General features: G+C 68.3%; 17 protein-coding genes. 11 read left to right on the plus strand and 6 right to left on the minus strand.

Going from position 1 to position 19,114, the window contains the following annotated elements; all coding sequences use genetic code 11:
* The 10 genes from dnaN to ABAZ39_RS14325 all read left to right on the plus strand — a co-directional run bounded on the left by dnaN (position 1) and on the right by ABAZ39_RS14325 (position 13,424).
* Positions 1–1,131: a DNA polymerase III subunit beta gene (dnaN, locus tag ABAZ39_RS14280; RefSeq protein WP_040133753.1), complete on the plus strand. Its 1,131-nt coding sequence runs from the start codon at positions 1–3 to the stop codon at positions 1,129–1,131.
* A gap of 98 nt (positions 1,132–1,229) precedes the next feature.
* Complete coding sequence (gene recF, locus ABAZ39_RS14285; protein WP_207198054.1) at positions 1,230–2,450, plus strand: DNA replication/repair protein RecF; 1,221 nt, start codon at positions 1,230–1,232, stop codon at positions 2,448–2,450.
* Positions 2,451–2,551: 101 nt separating this feature from the next.
* Positions 2,552–5,035, plus strand: a complete 2,484-nt coding sequence (gene gyrB, locus ABAZ39_RS14290; protein ID WP_040133754.1) for a DNA topoisomerase (ATP-hydrolyzing) subunit B — start codon at positions 2,552–2,554, stop codon at positions 5,033–5,035.
* Between the two features lie 783 nt (positions 5,036–5,818).
* Positions 5,819–6,553, plus strand: coding sequence for a hypothetical protein (locus ABAZ39_RS14295; RefSeq protein ID WP_040133755.1), 735 nt, complete (start codon positions 5,819–5,821; stop codon positions 6,551–6,553).
* Between the two features lie 11 nt (positions 6,554–6,564).
* Complete coding sequence (locus ABAZ39_RS14300) at positions 6,565–8,634, plus strand: TnsB C-terminal domain-containing protein (protein WP_040133756.1); 2,070 nt, start codon at positions 6,565–6,567, stop codon at positions 8,632–8,634.
* A complete protein-coding gene (locus tag ABAZ39_RS14305; protein WP_081863052.1) occupies positions 8,612–9,622 on the plus strand; it encodes a TniB family NTP-binding protein in 1,011 nt (336 codons plus the stop codon). Before ABAZ39_RS14300 ends, ABAZ39_RS14305 begins: the two co-directional genes overlap by 23 nt.
* Entirely contained in the window at positions 9,612–11,546 is a 1,935-nt protein-coding gene (locus tag ABAZ39_RS14310; RefSeq protein ID WP_040133758.1) for a TniQ family protein, read from the plus strand. The genes ABAZ39_RS14305 and ABAZ39_RS14310 overlap by 11 nt, the downstream gene beginning before the upstream one ends.
* Positions 11,547–11,575: 29 nt before the next feature.
* On the plus strand, positions 11,576–11,788 hold the full coding sequence (locus ABAZ39_RS14315) for a hypothetical protein (RefSeq protein ID WP_144243554.1): 213 nt from the start codon (positions 11,576–11,578) through the stop codon (positions 11,786–11,788).
* A 47-nt stretch (positions 11,789–11,835) separates the two neighbouring features.
* Positions 11,836–12,048 carry a hypothetical protein gene (locus ABAZ39_RS14320; protein WP_040133760.1) on the plus strand — a complete coding sequence of 71 codons (213 nt, stop codon included), beginning with the start codon at positions 11,836–11,838 and terminating at the stop codon, positions 12,046–12,048.
* Between the two features lie 287 nt (positions 12,049–12,335).
* Positions 12,336–13,424 (plus strand): DUF8611 domain-containing protein, encoded by a 1,089-nt coding sequence (locus ABAZ39_RS14325; RefSeq protein ID WP_051658114.1) that lies wholly within the window; start codon positions 12,336–12,338, stop codon positions 13,422–13,424.
* Here ABAZ39_RS14325 and ABAZ39_RS14330 read toward each other — a convergent pair.
* From ABAZ39_RS14330 to ABAZ39_RS14350, 5 genes are all read right to left on the minus strand, one after another.
* The gene (locus ABAZ39_RS14330; RefSeq protein WP_144243555.1) at positions 13,408–14,001 is read right to left on the minus strand and encodes a nitroreductase family protein; all 594 of its coding nucleotides are present in this window, start codon (positions 13,999–14,001) and stop codon (positions 13,408–13,410) included. The genes ABAZ39_RS14325 and ABAZ39_RS14330 overlap by 17 nt on opposite strands.
* 67 nt (positions 14,002–14,068) lie before the next feature.
* Positions 14,069–14,665, minus strand: coding sequence for a 7-cyano-7-deazaguanine synthase (locus ABAZ39_RS14335; RefSeq protein WP_144243611.1), 597 nt, complete (start codon positions 14,663–14,665; stop codon positions 14,069–14,071).
* A complete protein-coding gene (locus tag ABAZ39_RS14340; RefSeq protein WP_040133763.1) occupies positions 14,659–15,858 on the minus strand; it encodes a PfkB family carbohydrate kinase in 1,200 nt (399 codons plus the stop codon). The genes ABAZ39_RS14335 and ABAZ39_RS14340 overlap by 7 nt, the downstream gene beginning before the upstream one ends.
* Positions 15,858–16,040, minus strand: a complete 183-nt coding sequence (locus ABAZ39_RS14345) for a hypothetical protein (protein WP_040133764.1) — start codon at positions 16,038–16,040, stop codon at positions 15,858–15,860. Before ABAZ39_RS14345 ends, ABAZ39_RS14340 begins: the two co-directional genes overlap by 1 nt.
* Before the next feature lie 80 nt (positions 16,041–16,120).
* Positions 16,121–16,999, minus strand: a complete 879-nt coding sequence (locus ABAZ39_RS14350; protein WP_051658115.1) for an 8-oxoguanine DNA glycosylase — start codon at positions 16,997–16,999, stop codon at positions 16,121–16,123.
* A 50-nt stretch (positions 17,000–17,049) separates the two neighbouring features.
* On the opposite strand from ABAZ39_RS14350, the gene ABAZ39_RS14355 reads away from it, so the two are divergent.
* Entirely contained in the window at positions 17,050–17,364 is a 315-nt protein-coding gene (locus ABAZ39_RS14355; protein ID WP_040133765.1) for a hypothetical protein, read from the plus strand.
* Between the two features lie 279 nt (positions 17,365–17,643).
* Here ABAZ39_RS14355 and ABAZ39_RS33040 read toward each other — a convergent pair whose 3' ends face one another.
* Positions 17,644–18,771: a hypothetical protein gene (locus ABAZ39_RS33040; RefSeq protein ID WP_051658116.1), complete on the minus strand. Its 1,128-nt coding sequence runs from the start codon at positions 18,769–18,771 to the stop codon at positions 17,644–17,646.
* Positions 18,772–19,114 lie beyond the last annotated feature (343 nt).

The following is a 19,114-nucleotide window of genomic DNA, read 5'->3' on the forward strand; positions in this document are numbered from 1 at the left end:
ATGAACATCATCATCGAACGCGCCGCCCTTCTCCGGTCCCTTGGTCATGTGCAGAGCGTGGTGGAGCGCAGGAACACCATCCCCATTCTGTCCAACGTGCTGCTGCGGGCGAGCGAGGGCGAGCTGTCGCTGGCCGCCACCGACATGGACCTGGAGATCGTCGAGACGGTCCCGGCCACGGTGACCCGCGCGGGCGGCACCACCGCCCCGGCCCACACGCTGTACGACATCGTGCGCAAGCTGCCCGACGGCAGCCAGGTGGAGCTGGACATCGGCGGCGACGGCACGATCCTGACGCTGCGCGCCGGCCGGTCGCAGTTCAAGCTGTCCTGCCTGCCGGTCGACGATTTCCCGCAGCTGTCCGGTGGCGACCTGCCGCACCGCTTCGACCTGACGGCGGGCGACCTGCGGGCGCTGGTCGACCGCACCCGCTTCGCCATCTCGACCGAAGAGACGCGCTACTACCTCAACGGCATCTACCTGCACGCCGCCAAGGCCAAGGCCGGCGGGGCCGAGCTGCCGGTGCTGCGCGCCGTGGCGACCGACGGCCACCGTCTGGCGCGGGTCGAGATGCCGCTGCCGGAGGGGGCCGCCGGCATCCCCGGCGTCATCGTTCCGCGCAAGACCGTGAACGAGATCCGCAAACTGATCGACGAGGCCGCCGACCGCATCGAGCTGTCGCTGTCGGACAACAAGATCCGCTTCGCCTTCGATTCGGTGGTGGTAACCTCCAAGCTGATCGACGGCACCTTCCCGGACTATGAGCGGGTCATCCCGGTCGGCAACGACAAGACGATGGAGGTGGACGCCAAGCTGTTCGCCGCCGCCGTGGACCGCGTCGCCACCATCTCCACCGAGAAGAGCCGGGCCGTGAAGCTGTCGCTGACCCGCGGCACGCTGACCCTGTCGGCCACCAGCCCCGAGGCCGGCAGCGCCACCGAGGAGCTGGAGGTCAATTACCAGGAAGGCCCCCTGGAAATCGGCTTCAACTCTCGCTATCTGCTTGATATCACGCAGCAGATCGAGGGCGAGGGCGCGCGCTTCTCGCTGGCCGACGCCGCGTCGCCGACCATCGTGCGCGACGTCGCCGACTCCACGGCCCTTTACGTGTTGATGCCGATGCGTGTGTGACCGGTCCGGACGGATCGGCGCTTTTCGGGCCGGCGCGCTCCGGACCCCGTGTCTGACGGGGTGCGGCGGCCCGGCCCCCGCACCCCGGATCGGACGCTTTGCTCGACGCCAGACAGACTTCGCCCTACCCCGCCCCCGTGGTGGACACTCCGGCCGCTTTGGCGGTGACGCGCCTGACCCTGACCCGCTTCCGCGGTTATGACAGCGCGCGCCTGGAACCCGACCACCGCCCGGTGGTGCTGACCGGGCCGAACGGCGCCGGCAAGACCAACCTGCTCGAAGCGGTCAGCTTCCTCGCCCCCGGACGCGGCCTGCGCGGCGCCAAGCTGTCGGAGGTCGAGCGGATCGGCGGCAGCGCCGGCAATGGCACCAGCGCCGGCTGGGCGGTCGCCGCCGTTCTGGACACCCCCACCGGCCCGGTGGAGATCGGCACCGGCCGCGAGATCGGCCCCCAGGCGGCGTCGGGCGCCGAGCGCGACCGCCGCGTCGTCCGGGTGGACGGTCACCCCGCCAAGGGCCAGACCGTGCTGGCCGAGCATGTTGCCGTCGTCTGGCTGACCCCGCAGATGGACCGGCTGTTCCTGGAGGGCTCCAGCGGGCGCCGCCGCTTCCTCGACCGACTCGTCTTCGGCTTCGACCCCGCCCACGCCGGCCGGCTCAGCCGCTACGAGCACGCCCTGCGCGAGCGCGCCCGCCTGCTGCGCGAAGGGCATCGCGGCTGGAACGGCGACGAAGGCTGGCTGAGCGGGCTGGAGGACCAGATGGCGACCACCGGAGTCGCCGTTGCCGCCGCCCGCCGCGACGTGGTGCAGCGGCTGCGCGCCGCCTGCGGGCGGGCCGTCGGCCCCTTTCCCGGCGCCGACCTGACGGTGCAGGGCACGGTGGAGCGCTGGCTCGACGACGGTCCGGCGCTGGCCGCCGAGGACGCGCTGCGCCGCTCGCTGCGCGACAGCCGGCGCGCCGATTCGGACGGCGGAGGGGCCACGCTGGGGCCGCACAAAAGCGACCTCGCGGTGCGCCACGCCCAGAAGGACATGGCGGCGGCGCTCTGCTCCACCGGGGAGCAGAAGGCGCTGCTGATCGCCATCATGCTGGCCAACGCCCGCCTTCTGGCGGCGGAGCGCGGGGCCGCCCCGCTGCTGCTGCTGGACGAGGTGGCCGCCCATCTGGACCCGCAGCGGCGCGAGGCGCTGTTCGACGAGATCCTGGCGCTGGGCGCCCAGGCCTGGATGACCGGCACCGACGATTCGGTCTTCGGGCCGCTCGGCGGCGCGGCCAAGCGCTTCCACATCGAGGATGCGACCGTGACCCCGGCCTAGCGATTGAAAAGGCCCCCGAAAAAGGGCTGAAACGCCCAGAAAATCACCTACCGAAGTACGGTATTCCGCCGAAACCCAACGCAGTCTGCTATAGTCGAGCCATGGCACAGGAAGCACTGAAGAACGACCTCCCGCAGCAGGATTACGGCGCGGAATCGATCACCGTCTTGCGCGGGCTGGACGCCGTGCGCAAGCGTCCGGGCATGTACATCGGCGACACCGATGACGGCTCCGGACTGCACCACATGGTCTACGAGGTCGTGGACAACGCGATCGACGAGGCGCTGGCCGGCTACTGCGACGCGGTCGTGGTGCAGCTGAACGCCGACGGGTCGGTCACGGTGCGCGACAACGGTCGCGGCATCCCCACCGACATCCACTCCGAAGAGGGCGTGTCGGCGGCGGAGGTCGTGATGACCCAGCTCCACGCCGGCGGCAAGTTCAACCAGAACTCCTACAAGGTGTCGGGCGGCCTGCACGGCGTGGGCGTGTCGGTGGTGAACGCCCTGTCGGAGACGCTGGAGCTGCGCATCTGGCGCAACGGCCGCGAATGGTTCATGCTCTTCCGCCATGGCGTCGCCGATGCCCGTCTGGCCGACGTCGGCCCGGCCCCGATGGTGGACGACGGCAACGGCGGGCAGAAGCCGCTCTCCGGCACCGAGGTCACCTTCCTGCCGTCCAAGGACACCTTCACCAACACCGAATTCGACTTCGCGACGCTGGAGCACCGGCTGCGCGAGCTGGCCTTCCTGAACTCCGGCGTGCGGCTGGTGCTGACCGACGCCCGCGGGGTGGAGCCGAAGGTCCAGGACTTGCACTACGAAGGCGGCCTGGAAGCCTTCGTGAACTGGCTCGACCGCTCCAAGGTGCCGCTGCACAAGCCGGCGATCTCGATCAAGGCGGAACGCCCGACCGAGCATGGCGGCGTGGTCACCGTGGAATGCTCGCTCCAGTGGAACGACAGCTACCACGAGACGACCCTCTGCTTCACCAACAACATCCCGCAGAAGGACGGCGGCACCCACCTCGCCGGCTTCCGCGCGGCGCTGACTCGGGCGATCAACAACTACGCCAACGAGTCGGGCATCGCGAAGAAGGAGAAGGTCAACCTCTCCGGCGACGACGCGCGCGAGGGGCTGACCTGCGTGTTGTCGGTGAAGGTCCCCGACCCGAAATTCTCCAGCCAGACCAAGGACAAGCTGGTCTCCTCCGAAGTCCGCCCGGTGGTCGAGGCGGTGGTCGGCGAATGCCTCGCCCAGTATTTCGAGGAGCATCCGGCGGACGCCAAGCGCGTCGTCCAGAAGGTGGTCGAGGCCGCCGCCGCCCGTGAGGCCGCCCGCAAGGCGCGCGAGCTGACCCGGCGCAAGGGTGCGCTCGACATCGCCTCCCTGCCCGGCAAGCTGGCCGACTGCCAGGAGCGTGACCCGGCGCTGTCCGAACTCTTCATCGTGGAGGGCGATTCGGCGGGCGGCTCGGCCAAGCAGGGCCGGTCGCGCCAGTTCCAGGCCATCCTGCCGCTGCGCGGCAAGATCCTGAACGTGGAGCGGGCGCGCTTCGACAAGATGCTGTCCTCGGCCGAGATCGGCACGCTGATCGCCGCGCTGGGCACCGGCATCGGGCGCGACGAGTTCAACCCGGACAAGACGCGCTACCACAAGATCATCATCATGACCGACGCGGACGTGGACGGCAGCCACATCCGCACGCTCCTGCTGACCTTCTTCTTCCGGCAGATGCCCGAGTTGATCGAGCGTGGTTACCTCTACATCGCCCAGCCGCCGCTTTATCGCATCAAGCGCGGCAACGCGAAGGAGCGGTACCTGAAGGACGACCGGGCGCTGGAGGAGTATCTGATCGAGGCGGCGCTGGGCGACCTGTCCGTGCGCCCCGCCGACGGCTCCCTGCTGACCGGCGAGCCGCTGCGCGAGATGGTCGAGCAGGCCCGCGGCGCCCGCCTGCACATCGAGACGCTGGCCCGCAAGGCCGGCAACCTGTCGGTGGTGGAATCGGCGGCGGTGAGCGGCGCCCTGTCGGTTGCGTTGTCGCAGGACACCGCCCAGGCGCAGCAGGCGGCCGAGGCGGTGGCCGCCCGGCTCAACGCGCTGGACGTGGAAGGCGGCTGGCGCGGCGAGAGCCTGCTCCAGGGCGGTTACGCGCTGGTGCGGACGCGCCGCGGCGTGACCCACCGCCACCATCTGGACGCCGACCTGCTGAAGAGCGCCGAGGCGCGCAAGCTGGACGCCATCGCAGCGGACCTGAAGCGCGTCTACGCCGAGCCGGGCCGCGCCTTCGAGAAGCAGAAGGAGAGCCGCAGCCTGACCGGCCCCGTCGCCCTGTTCGACACGGTGATGGAGTTGGGCCGCCGCGGCGTGACGATCCAGCGCTACAAGGGCCTGGGCGAGATGAACCCCGACCAGCTCTGGGAAACCACGCTGGACCCGACCAAGCGCTCGCTGTTGCAGGTGAAGGTCAACCACGCCGACCAGGCGGAGGAGGTCTTCTCCACCCTGATGGGCGACATCGTCGAGCCGCGCCGCGAGTTCATCCAGGAGAACGCGCTCAAGGTTGCCAACCTGGACGTGTAAACAGGTTTGTCGGTTGTCTGATAAACCGAGGTTTCGCCACTTTAAGCGAGGCGGGTTGAACACCCCGCCTCGCTTTTCTTTTTGAGATTGCGGTAAATATTCCTAACCTCTCTTTGAGAGCCTCGGGGCGCCGCTTGTCAACATTGCCCGTCCCCGCCGACCGGGCGGAGGATGCGAGGTAACCCGATAGGCGAGACGCGCACCGCCCACACCCCGGGGCCGCGCCCCTCAAACTGTCCTTGGCCCCGCTCACCACCGCCCCAGAGCGTCGGGCGTCCCTCAATGTTGACAGTGTAATCGCCCCTTTCCTTTCCCGTAGTCGCGAAGATAGATCCCCGACGACCTGGTCCTTGAAAGACAGGCCGTCAAAGGATAGGTGCGCCCGGAAGCGATCCTGAGAATATTCGCTCGTTGCTTCGAGGACGTCCGCGCTCCACCATCTTCGCATTTCTCCTTCACGGAGCCTTCGAAAGGGAGCGAAGGACATGGGGCACACACGGGAGACGCCATCCTTTCCCATCCGGCGCGTCGGCGGACCGGAGGCGGATCTGTAACCCATCCGATCGGTCTGACCGGCCGGAACCGTCGGCGCCATCGTCGGGAACGGTGCCGGATCGTACTACCCCGGGGCGTACCCCGACTGCATCCGTGTGCCGGAGAATGTTCCTGTTGCGTTCGCGGCGCGACTGGGTCATGGGAATATATGCCCGTCAAAGGACGGGGTGCGAACCGGGGAGACCGATGTCTTGGTCCGCATGGCAGCGCATGAGGTGGAGGGACCACATGAACGAAGATGACGACATCGCCGGTCCGGAAGAGGCTTCCTTCGGGACCGATGGTCCAGACCCGGATATACGGGCGCCGCCGCGGAAGAGCGGCGGCGAGACCACCGTCCAGAGGAACCGCAACGAACGGGGCCTCGTCGCCAGCCGGAAGAACGGCATCCCGATGCCGTGGAAGCGGGAGGCGGAGCGGGACTTCATGCACCTCCTGGAGTCCGCCCCCGAGGTCCGGTCCTACGAGGGCCGCCAGGGCGCCATCGCGGTCAACGTCGACGGCGAGATCCGCGAACACAGGGTCCAGTTCAAGGTGGAGGTGGCCGACGCCAGCGGAAGGGCGCACACGGTGATGGTGGACGTGTTCGGCAGCCTCGACGGCGCCAAGGGCCGACTGGTCAATGCCGTCGCGGATCACTACTCCGCGCGCGCGATTCACTACGTCGCCATCACCGAGGCGGAGGTCGCCCGCCAACCCCGTCTTGGCAACGCGAAGGCCGTCCTGGCCGGAGGCGCCGCCGAAACGCCGGAGGAGTTCCTTCTCGCCCTCTCCGCCGCCCTCGCACGCGCACCCGCGACACTCGGCGAACTCGAACGCGCCCTCTCGGACTGGCGCCCCGCCGGGCCGACCGAGCCGCCCACGCCACTCCGTCACCTGATCTACGCCGCCACCCTGCGCGGGTGCCTGCGGCTGGAACTCCACAAGGAACCGATCTCGGAACACACCCCCATCCTCACCTGACGGAGGCACCCATGGCACGCCGGTTCACGCCGAAGATGGTCTTCCTGCCCGCCCAGCCGGTCGAGATCCGAGGACGGCGCCACCGGTATGTCCGCCGGGCGCCGGACGGCAGTGCGGTCTTCGAGGACGAACAGACCCAGGAGCAGGTCCGGCACACTGACGCCGAACTCGCCCAACTCCTCGAATCCGGGCAGTTCGACGTCCTGCCCTGGCCGGTTGTGAAGGCCCCGGACAGGGCGGAGGAACTCGCGGCGATGCGGGACCGCGTCGCCAACAACGACCGGCTGCACGCGGAGACGGCACGGCGCTGGCGTTACGTGCGGGCGTGGTTGGACAGCGGGCACGCAACCTACACCAAGGGCGCGCTGAAGGGACTGATCGAACGGGTGGCAAACGACAATGCCGACCCCACGCCGCCGGGGGCGAGCACCGTCCAGCGGTGGATCAAGCGGTTCCGTGAGGGCGGCCGCGCCTTCGAGGCGCTGGCGCCGACGATCCATCGGCGGGGCAACAGGACCGCGAGATTCGGTGGCGAAGTGATGGACCTGACCGACCAGGCCATCGACGAGAGCTACCTCCAGCCAGGGGAACCGCCGCTCACCTTCGCGCACAACAAGCTGCTCGCGCTGGCTGCCAACCGCAACGCCTCGCTGCCCGAGGCCATGAAGATCAAGATTCCCTCGGCGCGGACCCTCTACCGGATCAGGGACCGGCGCATCGACCAGTACACCCTGGTCGCCACCCGCCGGGGCAAGGAGGAGGCCGACGCGCTGTTCCAGCCGGTCGGCTCCGCTCCTGGTGTCGATGCCATCAACCGGATATGGGAGATCGACCATACCGAGGTCACGAGCTTCCTCGTCTGCTACGGCCCGGAACCCGATCCTGATCGCATCATCGGGCATCCATGGATCACGGTCGCCCTCGACAGGCATAGTACCATGCCCGTTGGTCTCTATGTCGGCTTCGAGGGGCCGAGCCTGTTCACGGCCTTCGAATGTCTGCGCAACGCGATCCTGCCGAAGGGCTACATGCGGGAGAACTATCCGCAGATCCAGAACGACTGGCCGTGCTTCGGCGTTCCGGGCTGCACCGTGCCCGACAACGCCGCCGAGTTCCGGTCCCCGCAATTCCCGATCGCCTGCGCCGCCCTTGGCATCGACGTCCAGTACACCCCCGTCGGCAAGGCGCGGTTCAAGGGCAAGATCGAACGGTTCTTCGGAACCCTACAGACCCAATGCCGCTCCGTCACGGGCGCGCGCTTCGCCGACTACTACAGACGTGTGCGCCGCCCGACGCCGGAGACCGCCAGCCTGGTCACCCTGGAGCAACTCGAGTACCTGCTGCACCGGTGGATCGCCGACGTGTACGCCGTCAGCCCGCGCCGCCGGTTCGAAGGGCGCTCCGCCCGCGACATGTGGGAGAACAGCGCACGCATCCATGCGATAGCCCCGCCGAGCCGAGAGCGTGTCCTGACCTCCCTGTCCCTGACCGAATTCCGCGTGCCGCGCAAGGACGGCATCACATTCCTGGGACTTCGTTACAACAGTACGGAACTTGCGAACCTCCGCATCGCTCCGAAGGCGCCTCCCGAGTTCCGCATCAAAATTGATCCCGGTGATCTTGCCGCGATCCAGGTGCACGACGACGCGAACGACCGGCACATCAGGGTTGAGGTCGATCCGGAACAGCGTGACGTCGCCGTCGGAAAAACTCTGCACCAGTACAAAGTCGCCCGCGCCCTCGTCCGCAATAACCCATTGCGGTACGCCGGGCAGGAGGACATCGCACGCGCGATGGTTGAGATCACCGAGTACGGCCTGAAGCGCCAAGGTAAGGGTACCCAGAAGGAACGCCGTGCCCTTGCGAAGCTCACCCAACAACCAGGCGGACGGCGGCGTCAGGCCGATGCCCCCGACACCCCGCCGCTCCCGATCGTCGACGTGCTCCTGGAAGGCATGGAGACGGTCGGCGTCCCCGGCGCGGCGCCCCCTCAGGCGGACGACATCGAGTTGATTGCTCGCCGCCACGGACTCAAGACCGACACCATGCGTCCGCGGGATGGCGACGATGGACTGGAGTGAACGGAGCCTCCGGATCGCGGCCTTCCGCGACGTATACGCCGTCACCCGGCGGGCAGAAGAGGCCGAGGAGCGCATCCGCGACCTCCACCTCAGCCACGGGACCGGCCAGGAGGGGCATTGCCTGCTCCTGGTCGGTCCGCCGGGGGCGGGCAAGTCCGTGGCGCTGCGACGCTACGCGGCCCGCCACCCGGACGTGGAGGAGCAACTCCGCACCCACCGCCGGATACTCGGTATAGAGGTGCCGCCCGGATGCACCCTGCGCTCCCTCGCCAGGACCATGCTGGCCGCCCTCGGGGACGTTGCGCCGTCGCGGGCGAACCAGGTCGAGGCCACGAAACGCGTCCATACGCTGCTGAAGGCGTGCGGCGTCGAACTGGTGATGATGGACGAGGCGCACCGCCTGATCCATACGGACACCGACAGGATCGCCTACGACGCCGCCGACTACATCGTCGGGTTGCTGAACACGAACCTCTGCCCGATCGTGCTGGCCGGGCAGCCGCACATCGAGCGCGTGGTCACCACCAACGCCCAGCTGGGGCGCCGTTCGGTCGGCGAGGTCTACATCGGGGCCTACGAGTGGGAGGACCAGGATCAGAGGAACGAGTTCCGGCTGGTCTTGAACGCCCTCGAACAGGCGCTCCGGCTTCCGTTCCCCTTCCGGCTCGGCAGCGCCGAGACGGCTCTGCGCATCCACCACTTCTCACGGGGGCTGCTCGGACCGGCGGTCCTCCTGATCGAGGAGGCGTTCAAATTGGCCCTGGATCGCTCGCTCGGGGCCCTGTCGCATCCGCTGTTCGCCGAAGTGGTGGACCGGCTCCGGATCGGGGATGGTCGGCGCCTGGTCAATCCTTTCGTCGTGGAGGCGCTCGCCCCGGCCCCGGCGGCCGGGCGCGACGAAGCGGTCAGGCCGAGGGTCGAGGAGGAGTCCGCCCGCAGACAACGGAGACGCCGACAGGCCCGATCGGAGGGCGGCCATGCCGACTGACGACGTCCCCCGACTTCCGATCCGGGTCCGACCGGAACGCGACGAGAGCCTGCTCGGCCTGATGGTCCGCACTGGCGCCGTCAACGGGTTCGGTTCTCCGGATCCGGTAGTGCACGCCTACGTTTTGTCCAACCATGACCTTCCGGCGTTGGCCACCAGTGTTTCGGCGATCCCGCTCCTGTCCCGCCTGCTGGCGCTCGACGAGTCCGCCATCGCCGTCCTGTCCTATGCCGGGCCGGACGGCGGCTCTCGCCTTCTCGGCCATCCCGTCCACCCCCACTTCATCTCGGCCCGACGGCGCAAGGTCTGCCCTCGGTGCTTGGACGAAAGCGGCTACCACAGAGCTCTGTGGGACATGGCCCTGATGACGATTTGCCCCGACCACCGCCTGCGCCTGGTCGAGCGGTGCCCCGCGTGCGGGAGCCGCCTCGGCTGGCGTGTGCCGTCGCCGTGCGCCTGCCGCTGCGGGTACGATCTGAGACGGGAGCCTGGCGTGCCGGTGCCCGTTGGCGAACTCGCCGGGGCCGGGGCGCTGCGACGCCTGTTCCTCACCGCGCCCGACGCCTTGGACGGGTTGGCCGCCGAGGTCGGCGTCGGCGGCGTGCTCCAGCTGGTCTATGTGTTCGGCGGTACGGAACTCGGCGTCGGATACCGCGCCAAACCGGCGCGCTTCGCCGACAAGCACCCGGATCGCGCACACCTGCTGCTCGACGCCGGGTGGCGGGCATGCGCAGAGTGGCCTGGGTCGTTCCACCGGTTCCTCGATGGCCTTGCCGAACGAGCGGTCGCGCGTCACGGCCGCTACGGTGCCGCCAAGCGGTACGGCGGGCTTCCGGCTTGGTTGGGCAGCGTCGCCGACGAACCCCACGGTCGCGTCGCGTGGAAGGCGTTCACCGACCACGTCGCCATGCGTCCCGACTTCTCCACCCGCCTGCGCGCCGTCCGGCGCAAGCGCGCCGAGGCCGCCCTTCCCGACGCGTGCGTCACTCTGGTCGAGGCTGCCCGGACGCTGGGCGTCGCATTCGACACCCTCAGGGCGTTCGTCGACCGCCATGGACTCGTCGTCACCGGAAGCGGCGGAAAGGGCGAGCCGGTGCTGTTGCGCGCCGCCACCGTCGACCGTCTCCGCGCCGACCTGCGGGAACTGGTTGACCAGGACGCGGCATGGCGCCTCCTGGGAATCGGCAAGCGTACCTTCGTCGGATTGCGCGGCACGGACCTGCTGCCTCCGCCCGCATCGGGCTTGGCGGCCGATCTGCTGGGGCGCAGTGCGTGGCGCGTCGCCGACCTGGAGGCGTTCCTGAGGCGCTTCGAGTCCGCCGTCCGCCCGGCGCATGGCACCGGGGAACTCGTCGGCCTGCCGACCGCGGCGCGCGCCCTCGGCGGCCTGGGTATGGGCGCCGAGGCGGTCCTCCGCGCCGTCCTGGAGGGGCAGTTGCATCCCGCGGCCCTGCGCCCCGAACGGCGCGGGCTTGCCAGAATGGTGTTCCACAAGGCGGACGCCGAGGCGCTCCGGGACACCTTGGGAGCGGCGGCGCGGCGCACGCTATCGGTCGATGGGGCGGCCAGGGCGCTCGGCATCAAGCAGGAGGTCGCGTACCACTGGGTCCGCCGCGGCTGGTTGCCGACCGTTAAAGTGCCAGGAACGACGGCCGAACGGGGTGGACGGATCACGGAGGAGGCGCTCGTTTTGTTCCGCCGGGAATACGTTACCGCACCCGATCTGCGCGGCACTAGGGGGTTGGGCACATCGAAGAAGCTGGCGCTCCAGTTGATCGATATGGGTGCGCGGCCGGTGTCAGGGCCCTCGGTGGACGGCGGGCGCCAGTTCCTGTTCCGACGCGCCGAGATCGACGCCCTGCTTGCGCGGCGCCGGAGCGCGGATCACGGAGCCGAGGACACGGACCAGCGGAAGGGCCGATGACGCGGATACGGACAAAAGTGAGGACGACGATGCGCCTGAAAGACATCCCCTACGAACGGCTCCCGCTCAACGCCGACATCCACGGCGAGCTTCGCGACCGTATCGACGTGATGGCGATAGCCTTCGACCGGCTTGGTCACACGGACTTGGCCCGCGAGATGGATGCGGTCCGCGCCGCCCTGTACCGCGCCTGGAATGCCGTCGAGGCCAAGCGGCGGGCTGAAGCCGATTCCGGCATATGATGCGGACGAGTGCTGCGGTTACCTAAAGATCCCGAATGGAGACGAGAATGACGGCGGAACGGCACGGGGACTTCCTGGTTATGCGCGATCTGGCGGGCTGCCGACGCGCCCTGCGCGTCACCGACATCTCCGAGGTGCGGGACCACGACGACACGTGCATGGAAGCCGCCGTCGTGACCCGCCGCGGGGAGGCCGTCATTCTGCCCGACGACTTCGACGAGGTGTTGCCGCTCGTGCTGGCACGATGGGATCGGCGCTGAGCGCCGCCCGTGAAAGCATCCTATGGTATGCCATTGGATCAAACGACTCGCGGCGGCTTGATCGCGAATATCCGACCGGTTAACGGCCTTATTTGCTGATTTCAGACAAAGTGGAGGGCCGCCGTCGCCCTTATGTCATCTTTCACGACAACTCGGATATGGACGGGACCGCTGGCGGTTGGGGTTTCACGCCTGATTTTTCGTTCCGACCAGCGCGGTTAACGCTTGGGCAACTGAAACACGGTATCCGGGATGATGTTCTATCGCCCCGATATCTGGAGGCTGCCTTGAAGCTGCTCCGTGACGCAAGAACCCTGAAGCTGAAGGCGATTGCTTCGCTTCGGACGGCCATGACGGGCTTCAACTCCTTTGGTGAGGACGGCCGTGTGACGACGGTTCTCCTCCATCTCCAACATGCGTCCGAGATGCTGTTGAAGGCCGCGCTCGTGCAGAAGCGGGTGCAGGTCTTTGACCGGGAAAAGCAGGTCTCCTTCGGCTTCGAGAAGTGCATCAACCTGGGGAAGATGCACTGCGGGGTCACCGAGGACGAGGCGGGCATCCTCAAGGCGGTGGACGCCATGCGGGACGCGGCCCAGCACTGGTTCGTCTACGTGGCGGAGGACATCCTCTACCTGCACACCCGCGCTCTGGTGACGGCCTTCGACACGATCCTCAAGCGGTCGCTCGACGACGACCTGTCGTCCCACCTGCCGACCCGCGTCCTGCCGGTCTCCACCATGCCCGCGGGCGACTTCGACTACCTGATCGACCGTGAGTACAGGCTGGTCGCGGACCTCCTCGCCCCCGGGCGCCGCGCCCAGGACGAAGCCCGGGGGCGCATCAGAGCCATGCTGGCGATGGAGTCCCATGTCGCCGACCACGTCGAGGTATCCGAACGCGACATCGAGCGCGTCGTGAAGGCGATCAAGGGCGGGAAGGCCGTCGCCGACGTCTTTCCGCGTCTCATGGCCCTGAGGGCCACCGCGACCGGCGCCGGACCGACGGTGAAGATCAAGATCGAGAAGAAGGTTGGCGCGCCGGTGAGGATCATCGCGAGCGACGATCCGGAGGAGGCCGGAGCCGTCCGCGAGATCGACCTCCGCAAGCGTTTCCACATGAGCGCCAAGGATCTGGCGGCGAAAAGCGGGCTGACGCCGCCGAAGGCCAACGCGGTCCGGCAATGGTGCGGGATCGATCGCGACGCCCAGTGTTGCCACGTCTTCCAGCACGGCAGCATGAAGTTCCCGTGTTACTCGGATCATGCCCTGACGAAGATGAGGCAGGCGGTCGGGGAACACGGAATCGACGCGATATGGGCTGCGCACAAGGGGAGGGTGGCGGAACTGGTGCGCGTATCGGCTATCGAAATGACGTGACCTGCACACCGCCGACAGCCCGGAATCGCGGCTCGGGAAACCCGAGCTTCCCAACCATCCCCTGGCCGAGGAACCCGAGGGGGCAGGCGGCCAGCCCCAGCCATTCCGCGCAGAGGCACAACGTCGCGATCAGGCAGCCGGAGTCCCGAAGCACCAGCGTCGCCGCGTGCTCGTAGGCGGCGTCCGCCTTGTCCATATCGGCCAGCAGGCGAAGCGTGCATCCGCGTGTTGCGCCGACCACGGCGACGAGGGCGGCGGCGTTCGCGGCGGCGATATGGCCGCTGTCCACGTCGAGCGTCCGAAACGCGTGCTCGCGCGGATCGTAGAGGAACGCGCCTTTGGCGGACTCCGGGATGCACACGACGGAGATGGGATGCAGCGCCCCAGCAGACGGTGCCGCGCGCCATTCCACCGGCAGTCCCGCCCGGCCTGCGGGGGCATGCCCCTTGGTCGCCACCGCGTGCCAGAGGAGTTCGGCGACACGATCGAGTTCCACCGGCCCACCGACGGCGGATCGCCTCGACCGCAGCACGTCGATGAAACCGCGCGGCGCTGGATCGGCGGGGATCGGCAGCATCTCCACGCCGGTGCCGCGCGGTTCGAAGGGTGCCCATGGCAGCGGAACCGCGCGCGGCTGCGGCTCGTCAGTAGGGATCCAAGCCAAGGGCTTCCCACGTCCGGTAATGTTTGACGCACCCGCGGCAGCTTCCGCAGGCGAGGTTGCCGACGTGGCAGGAATGGGCCCACGCCAGCACCTCCCTGGGGATGCCGGACGCACGGACAAGTTCCGCCGCGTCCATCCCGATGGCGGGGGCGGACACCGTGATGCCGCCTTCCTGGAGGGACATGAGCCGGGAGATGGCGTCGACGAACTCGGGCCGCCCATCGGCGTGCGCGCCATCGGTGACCAGCGCGCCAACCATCAGGTGTGTCACGCCAATCCGGACAGCCGCCATTCCCGCGAGTGTGAGGATCAACTGGTTGCGGAACGGCCACCATTCCGACACCGGCGCCACCGCGGCCGGTGCCGTGCCCGCCATGTCGCCCGAGCCCAGCGAGGAGCAGTCCGCGCGCACCACCTCGTGCCGGATGCCCATGGCTTCGCAGGCCGCCGCGCTGGCGGTAATCTCCGCCTGCGCCGGACGCTGGCCGTAGTCGACCGTAATGGCGACGTCTGGACGTTTCCACCACGCGATGGAAACGGAGTCCATTCCGCCGGAGAGAAGCAGTCCGATCATGATACCGGCAACCTCCACACCGCGCGGTAGACCGCCGAGGTGTAGTCGTCCACCACCTCGCATCCGGTCCCGACCACCATCTTCAGGTCCTCCGGCTTGACGTTCTCGGCGAACGCCACGACGGGGATGCCGAGCTTCACCGCGTAGCCGACCTCGAAGACCGTGCCGGGATCCATGCCGTTCAGGATCGCGAACATCACATCGCTGGCCTCCAGGCCCTTGATGTCGGCGGGGGCGACGACCTCGGCGCGGCCAGGGCCGACCGCGTGCACGGGGGAGAAGACCTCCGCCCCCATGTCCAGCAGGACGGCGCGCGTCTCCTCGACCAGCCAACGCTGCGCCAGATCGAAGAACGGCCCGGCCAGGTAGATCGTCCCCTTCCCGGGCGTCACCGGCGGGTCCGACAGCGCGGCCAGGTCGGCGGGCTGCCGGATCGGCAGCGTCCGACGGTTGCAGTAGTCGGCGGTGGCACGGGACGCGAGATCCGCGGCCTGGACGGGGTCCATTCCTTGGACGCCCCATAGGGCGGCGAAAGTGGCCGAGAACACGTCGCCCGAGCCGATCTTCCAGACGTATTCGGTGCTGTAGACAGGGACGGTTGCCGTTCCGCCCGGCCAAGCCACGAACGCGCCGTGCCCGCCCATCTTCAGGACGACAACCTCGGCGTTCTCGGTCCGCATCAACCGCCTCGCCACCTCGTCCGGCTCGTCGGTGCCGACCATCGACATGGCTTCGTAGCGGTTAAGCACGACCGCCAGACGGTTCGCCTTGGAACCGTTCTCCGAGAACGGCTTCGCGCCGAACGCGGACTGCGGGTCTTGCACGGCGACCTGGGCATCGACCACCGCGTCCCCTTCGAGCATGCCGTATCGCAGGACGACATCGCCCCGCACCCGCAAGGGGGCGTGCGTCACGATCCGGTCCGGAGACGGTCGGATGACGGGGGTCGCCAGGGGATGGAGATAGGAGAAGGACACCGGGTGCTGCGCGTCGCGCGCGTCGAGGGTGAACCCGAAGCGCGCCGCCAAGTCGTCGGCGTCCACCCGCAAGCTGGCGTCGACATATGCCACGAGCGTCGTCGGCACCAGCGACGACACCGCGGCGGCGGCCCGGCCGCCGGAACCGAACACCTCGTTCCAGAGCGGTTGTATGCACTTCTCGGCATACAGCCCTCCGACGACGATCAGGGAATCCATCAGATGGGTTCCACCCGGACCTCGTAGGCGCCGCCCGCGATCCTGACGATCACAGCACGGTAGGCGACTCCGTGGTTTGTGATGCAGCCGATGACGTCAAGGTACCCGCGGAACGTCAGGGAACCGGCGGCTCGTCCGCCGACGCCGACCACCAGCACCGGCCTGGTGCCGGAGGTGGCCACCCAAACGTCCAGAATGCTCCCGACCGTCAGCGTGGCGAGGATTGCCGGGTTCGGGCTGTTGATCGGACCTTGCCTTACGGTCAGGCAGGGATCGGGTTGTCCATCGCCTCCGCCGCCGAAGTCGCCATCCCCTCGTCCTCCCCCGCTTCCCGACATCGCGTCTGCTCCCTCCGTGGACGGTGTTTAACGTCCTGAAGCACGGAACCGGGGTCAACAAGAAAGTTGAGAAAGCTCGTGGATATCCTCCTCATTGTATCCCACATCACCGCATCCATGACGGATGCGCGTGCATGGGCTCGCGTGCAAAACTGGAGGAAACGCTGCTCAAGCTCGGCATATCTCCGGGCTGGGTCCACGTTCTCGGGAAACACGCCCATCACCCGGCAGGCCCGGACGACGTGGACGTCGAGGATGGCGACCTTGTCGCTGCCCCGCCGGTTGCGCACGATCCAAGAGGCGGTCTTCGGACCGATCCCCGGCAGGGCCAAAAGCGCATCCCGGAACCCCACGTCGTCAAGGGCCGACTCGTTCACGCCGTGTAGACCACGGAGCGCTGCCGCGAGGTAGGCCGACCGTTGGCGGGCGAACCTGTAGCGGACCGCGCGCCCTTTCACGATCAAGGGGGCCGACAGCAGGCGCAGGAGCTCCTCCTCCGGCAAAACCTCATCGGGGGCTTCCCGAAGTTCGTCGCGAACCCGAGCGAATGCCGCGAGCCCGACTTCGGCGGGAAGGCCATGACCGCCGAGGATGCAGGCGGAAACCTCCTCGGCCAGGGTGCCGCCGAGACGGAAACCGTGGTTGGGAACGTCGCCCTCCATCCAGGCCGCGGCCGACCAGAAGGCGGGGGTCAGGGGATGCTCGTGGCGGCCCCACTTCACGCCGGGCAGCAGCCACTCGTCGGGATCGGGCAAGTCGAGGAACCTGTACCCGTCGCCGAACGACGCGATCACCTGTTGCATGGCCGCCTTCCATATGGAATCCATATGCAAGATGCAATTTGGCGACTCGCATGTCAACGACCGGTGACGAACTCCTGAGGGCGGTGAACGAACGCATGGCGCGGCTTCGCCTGCGCCAGGAGGATGTCGCCGCGGCGTGCGGATGCACCCAGGGACACCTCAGCAAGGTTCTGAAACATAAGGTGAAACTGGCCCGGAAGACCGAGGTGGCGCTGCGCGGTTGGCTGGGGAGCGCCGACGGCAGTGACGGCACCGACGACGCTCGGGAGGCCCGGGAGTTGGTGGACCGTCTTGTTCAGGGCCCCGCCGAACGGCGCATGCAGATTATGCAATTGCTGCGGATCATCGACGGCATGGCGAGGTGACCGGCTTCCGTGACGGAACCCGGCGGGAGCCGGACGAACACATCCCAGCCACTCCCCAGCCGATAACGAAGCCCCCGGGATGAGCCGTCGGCGGATGATGGCACGCGGACAGGCTTCCGCGGCCGTCCTGAAACACATGCCGGGCCTCGGGCCGGGGGAAACCTACCGTTGGGTGCTGAATCCCACCGGTGCGGGCTGCCCCATACTGATCCCGGAGGGCATGCCCGCCAGCGGAATGGGCGGGCACCCCGTCCTTGGGATGGGGTGCCCGCCGGTCCTTTACAGCCTGAACGGCCCGCTCGCGGCGAAGCCCCGCGGCTCCACCGTCTCGCGCGCGATGACCGGCAACAGATCCCTCCGGAACGCATTCATCGGCTTGTCGGGGGACTGGAGCCACTTGCCGTCCTTCCGCTCCAGCCACCCGGAGGCGAACGCGTCGCCCGCGAGGAAGCCCGCGTTGGCGGTCCGGACGAACTCCGCCGCCCGCTCGGTCGGCCTCACGGCCACGCTCACCCCCAACTCGCCAAAACCGGCGCCGCGGACGCTGGCGATCGCCGGGAGACCGGCGAAGTCGAAGCGGTAGACCCCCTCCCCGTCGCCCCAGCGGTTGTCACCCGCGTCCAGGCTGAACAGCCCCCGATCCAGCCCGGTGTTGATGGCGGCGACCATCATGTTCCGCCACGCCGCCGTCCGGGTCGGCCCGCCGACGCTCTTCGCCAGCATGTCGCCGCCCCGGCTGCGCCGCGGCCTGTCCGCGGGGGCGATGTTCAGGAAGGCGTTCGGCCCGGTGCCGTCGCGCTTCACGGTAAACCCGAGGTGCAGCGCCGCCGCGATGAACATGCCGTTGCTCACGTAGCTGTCCGGCTCCCCGCGCTCGCGGTGGAACCGCTCCGCCACGTGCTTCCAGTCGTAGCTGATCGAGGTGCGGTTCACCGTGGCGCGCCTCGGGACCTGGGCGAGGAACTCGCAGGCCCGTACGAACTGGAGAACCCCATCGGCCGACGGCATCTCCTCGCGCAGGCCGCGGAACTCGTCCTCCCTCTCCTGGCGGCTCTTGCGGAAATCGTCCGTACGGAACCCGTTCATCGACAGGCCCGGCTCCGCGGCCATGACCGCCTCCACCGCCGAACGCGTCCCGGCGAACTTGCACCGCACCACGGCCTCCTCCAGGGCGCCGTACTTGACGGCCTGGAAGCCGTGTTCCTTCAGGTACTCCGAGAACACCCGGCTGTCGGGCGACCGCGTCTGCGGCCCGACGGCCAACTCGGCGCGCAGGGCGGCGTTGCTGCCCCAGCCGAGGCCGCGGGCCATGGCCTCGACGCGGTGGGACGACTTGAAGTCCGGCAGCATCCCGATGAGTTCACGCTTGATGGACTCGACATCGTCGAGCGAGATCAACGTCTTCATGACGGTTTCCCTAAGTTCGGATGTGGATGCCGCAGATCGCCGATTACCAGCGGCCCATCGAACCTGGGACCGTGAAGACCTGAACCTTATGCTTGTGGCGTCTGACTCGGCGACAAGTCATGGGTGCCACGGACCACGCCACGAACGTAATCGCTGCGCTTCGGCATGTCAACGCGCCGAATCGGTGCGGTGCCGTGGCGACGTCCGGCACGGCCCCGGGCGAGCATTGTGGGATGGTTCTCCGGTTCAGATTGGCATCTACTGGCAACGCCCAAAAACGCTTGCGTGTCACAATAGGAACGCTACCTTGGCGGGCGTCAGCGTGCCGTGGTCCGTGGGCCGG

This window comes from Azospirillum argentinense (genome assembly GCF_000632475.1).
Taxonomy (GTDB): domain Bacteria; phylum Pseudomonadota; class Alphaproteobacteria; order Azospirillales; family Azospirillaceae; genus Azospirillum; species Azospirillum baldaniorum.

What these genes read in the sequence shown, in the direction of transcription:
- dnaN (WP_040133753.1), top strand. Translation starts at nt 1, where the DNA reads ATGAACATCATCATCGAACGCGCCGCCCTTCTCCGGTCCCTTGGTCAT.
- gyrB (WP_040133754.1), top strand. Translation starts at nt 2,552, where the DNA reads ATGGCACAGGAAGCACTGAAGAACGACCTCCCGCAGCAGGATTACGGC.
- ABAZ39_RS14295 (WP_040133755.1), top strand. Translation starts at nt 5,819, where the DNA reads ATGAACGAAGATGACGACATCGCCGGTCCGGAAGAGGCTTCCTTCGGG.
- ABAZ39_RS14300 (WP_040133756.1), top strand. Translation starts at nt 6,565, where the DNA reads ATGGCACGCCGGTTCACGCCGAAGATGGTCTTCCTGCCCGCCCAGCCG.
- ABAZ39_RS14305 (WP_081863052.1), top strand. Translation starts at nt 8,612, where the DNA reads ATGGCGACGATGGACTGGAGTGAACGGAGCCTCCGGATCGCGGCCTTC.
- ABAZ39_RS14310 (WP_040133758.1), top strand. Translation starts at nt 9,612, where the DNA reads ATGCCGACTGACGACGTCCCCCGACTTCCGATCCGGGTCCGACCGGAA.
- ABAZ39_RS14315 (WP_144243554.1), top strand. Translation starts at nt 11,576, where the DNA reads ATGCGCCTGAAAGACATCCCCTACGAACGGCTCCCGCTCAACGCCGAC.
- ABAZ39_RS14320 (WP_040133760.1), top strand. Translation starts at nt 11,836, where the DNA reads ATGACGGCGGAACGGCACGGGGACTTCCTGGTTATGCGCGATCTGGCG.
- ABAZ39_RS14330 (WP_144243555.1), bottom strand. Translation starts at nt 14,001, where the DNA reads ATGCTGCCGATCCCCGCCGATCCAGCGCCGCGCGGTTTCATCGACGTG.
- ABAZ39_RS14340 (WP_040133763.1), bottom strand. Translation starts at nt 15,858, where the DNA reads ATGGATTCCCTGATCGTCGTCGGAGGGCTGTATGCCGAGAAGTGCATA.
- ABAZ39_RS14350 (WP_051658115.1), bottom strand. Translation starts at nt 16,999, where the DNA reads ATGCAACAGGTGATCGCGTCGTTCGGCGACGGGTACAGGTTCCTCGAC.
- ABAZ39_RS14355 (WP_040133765.1), top strand. Translation starts at nt 17,050, where the DNA reads ATGTCAACGACCGGTGACGAACTCCTGAGGGCGGTGAACGAACGCATG.
- ABAZ39_RS33040 (WP_051658116.1), bottom strand. Translation starts at nt 18,771, where the DNA reads ATGAAGACGTTGATCTCGCTCGACGATGTCGAGTCCATCAAGCGTGAA.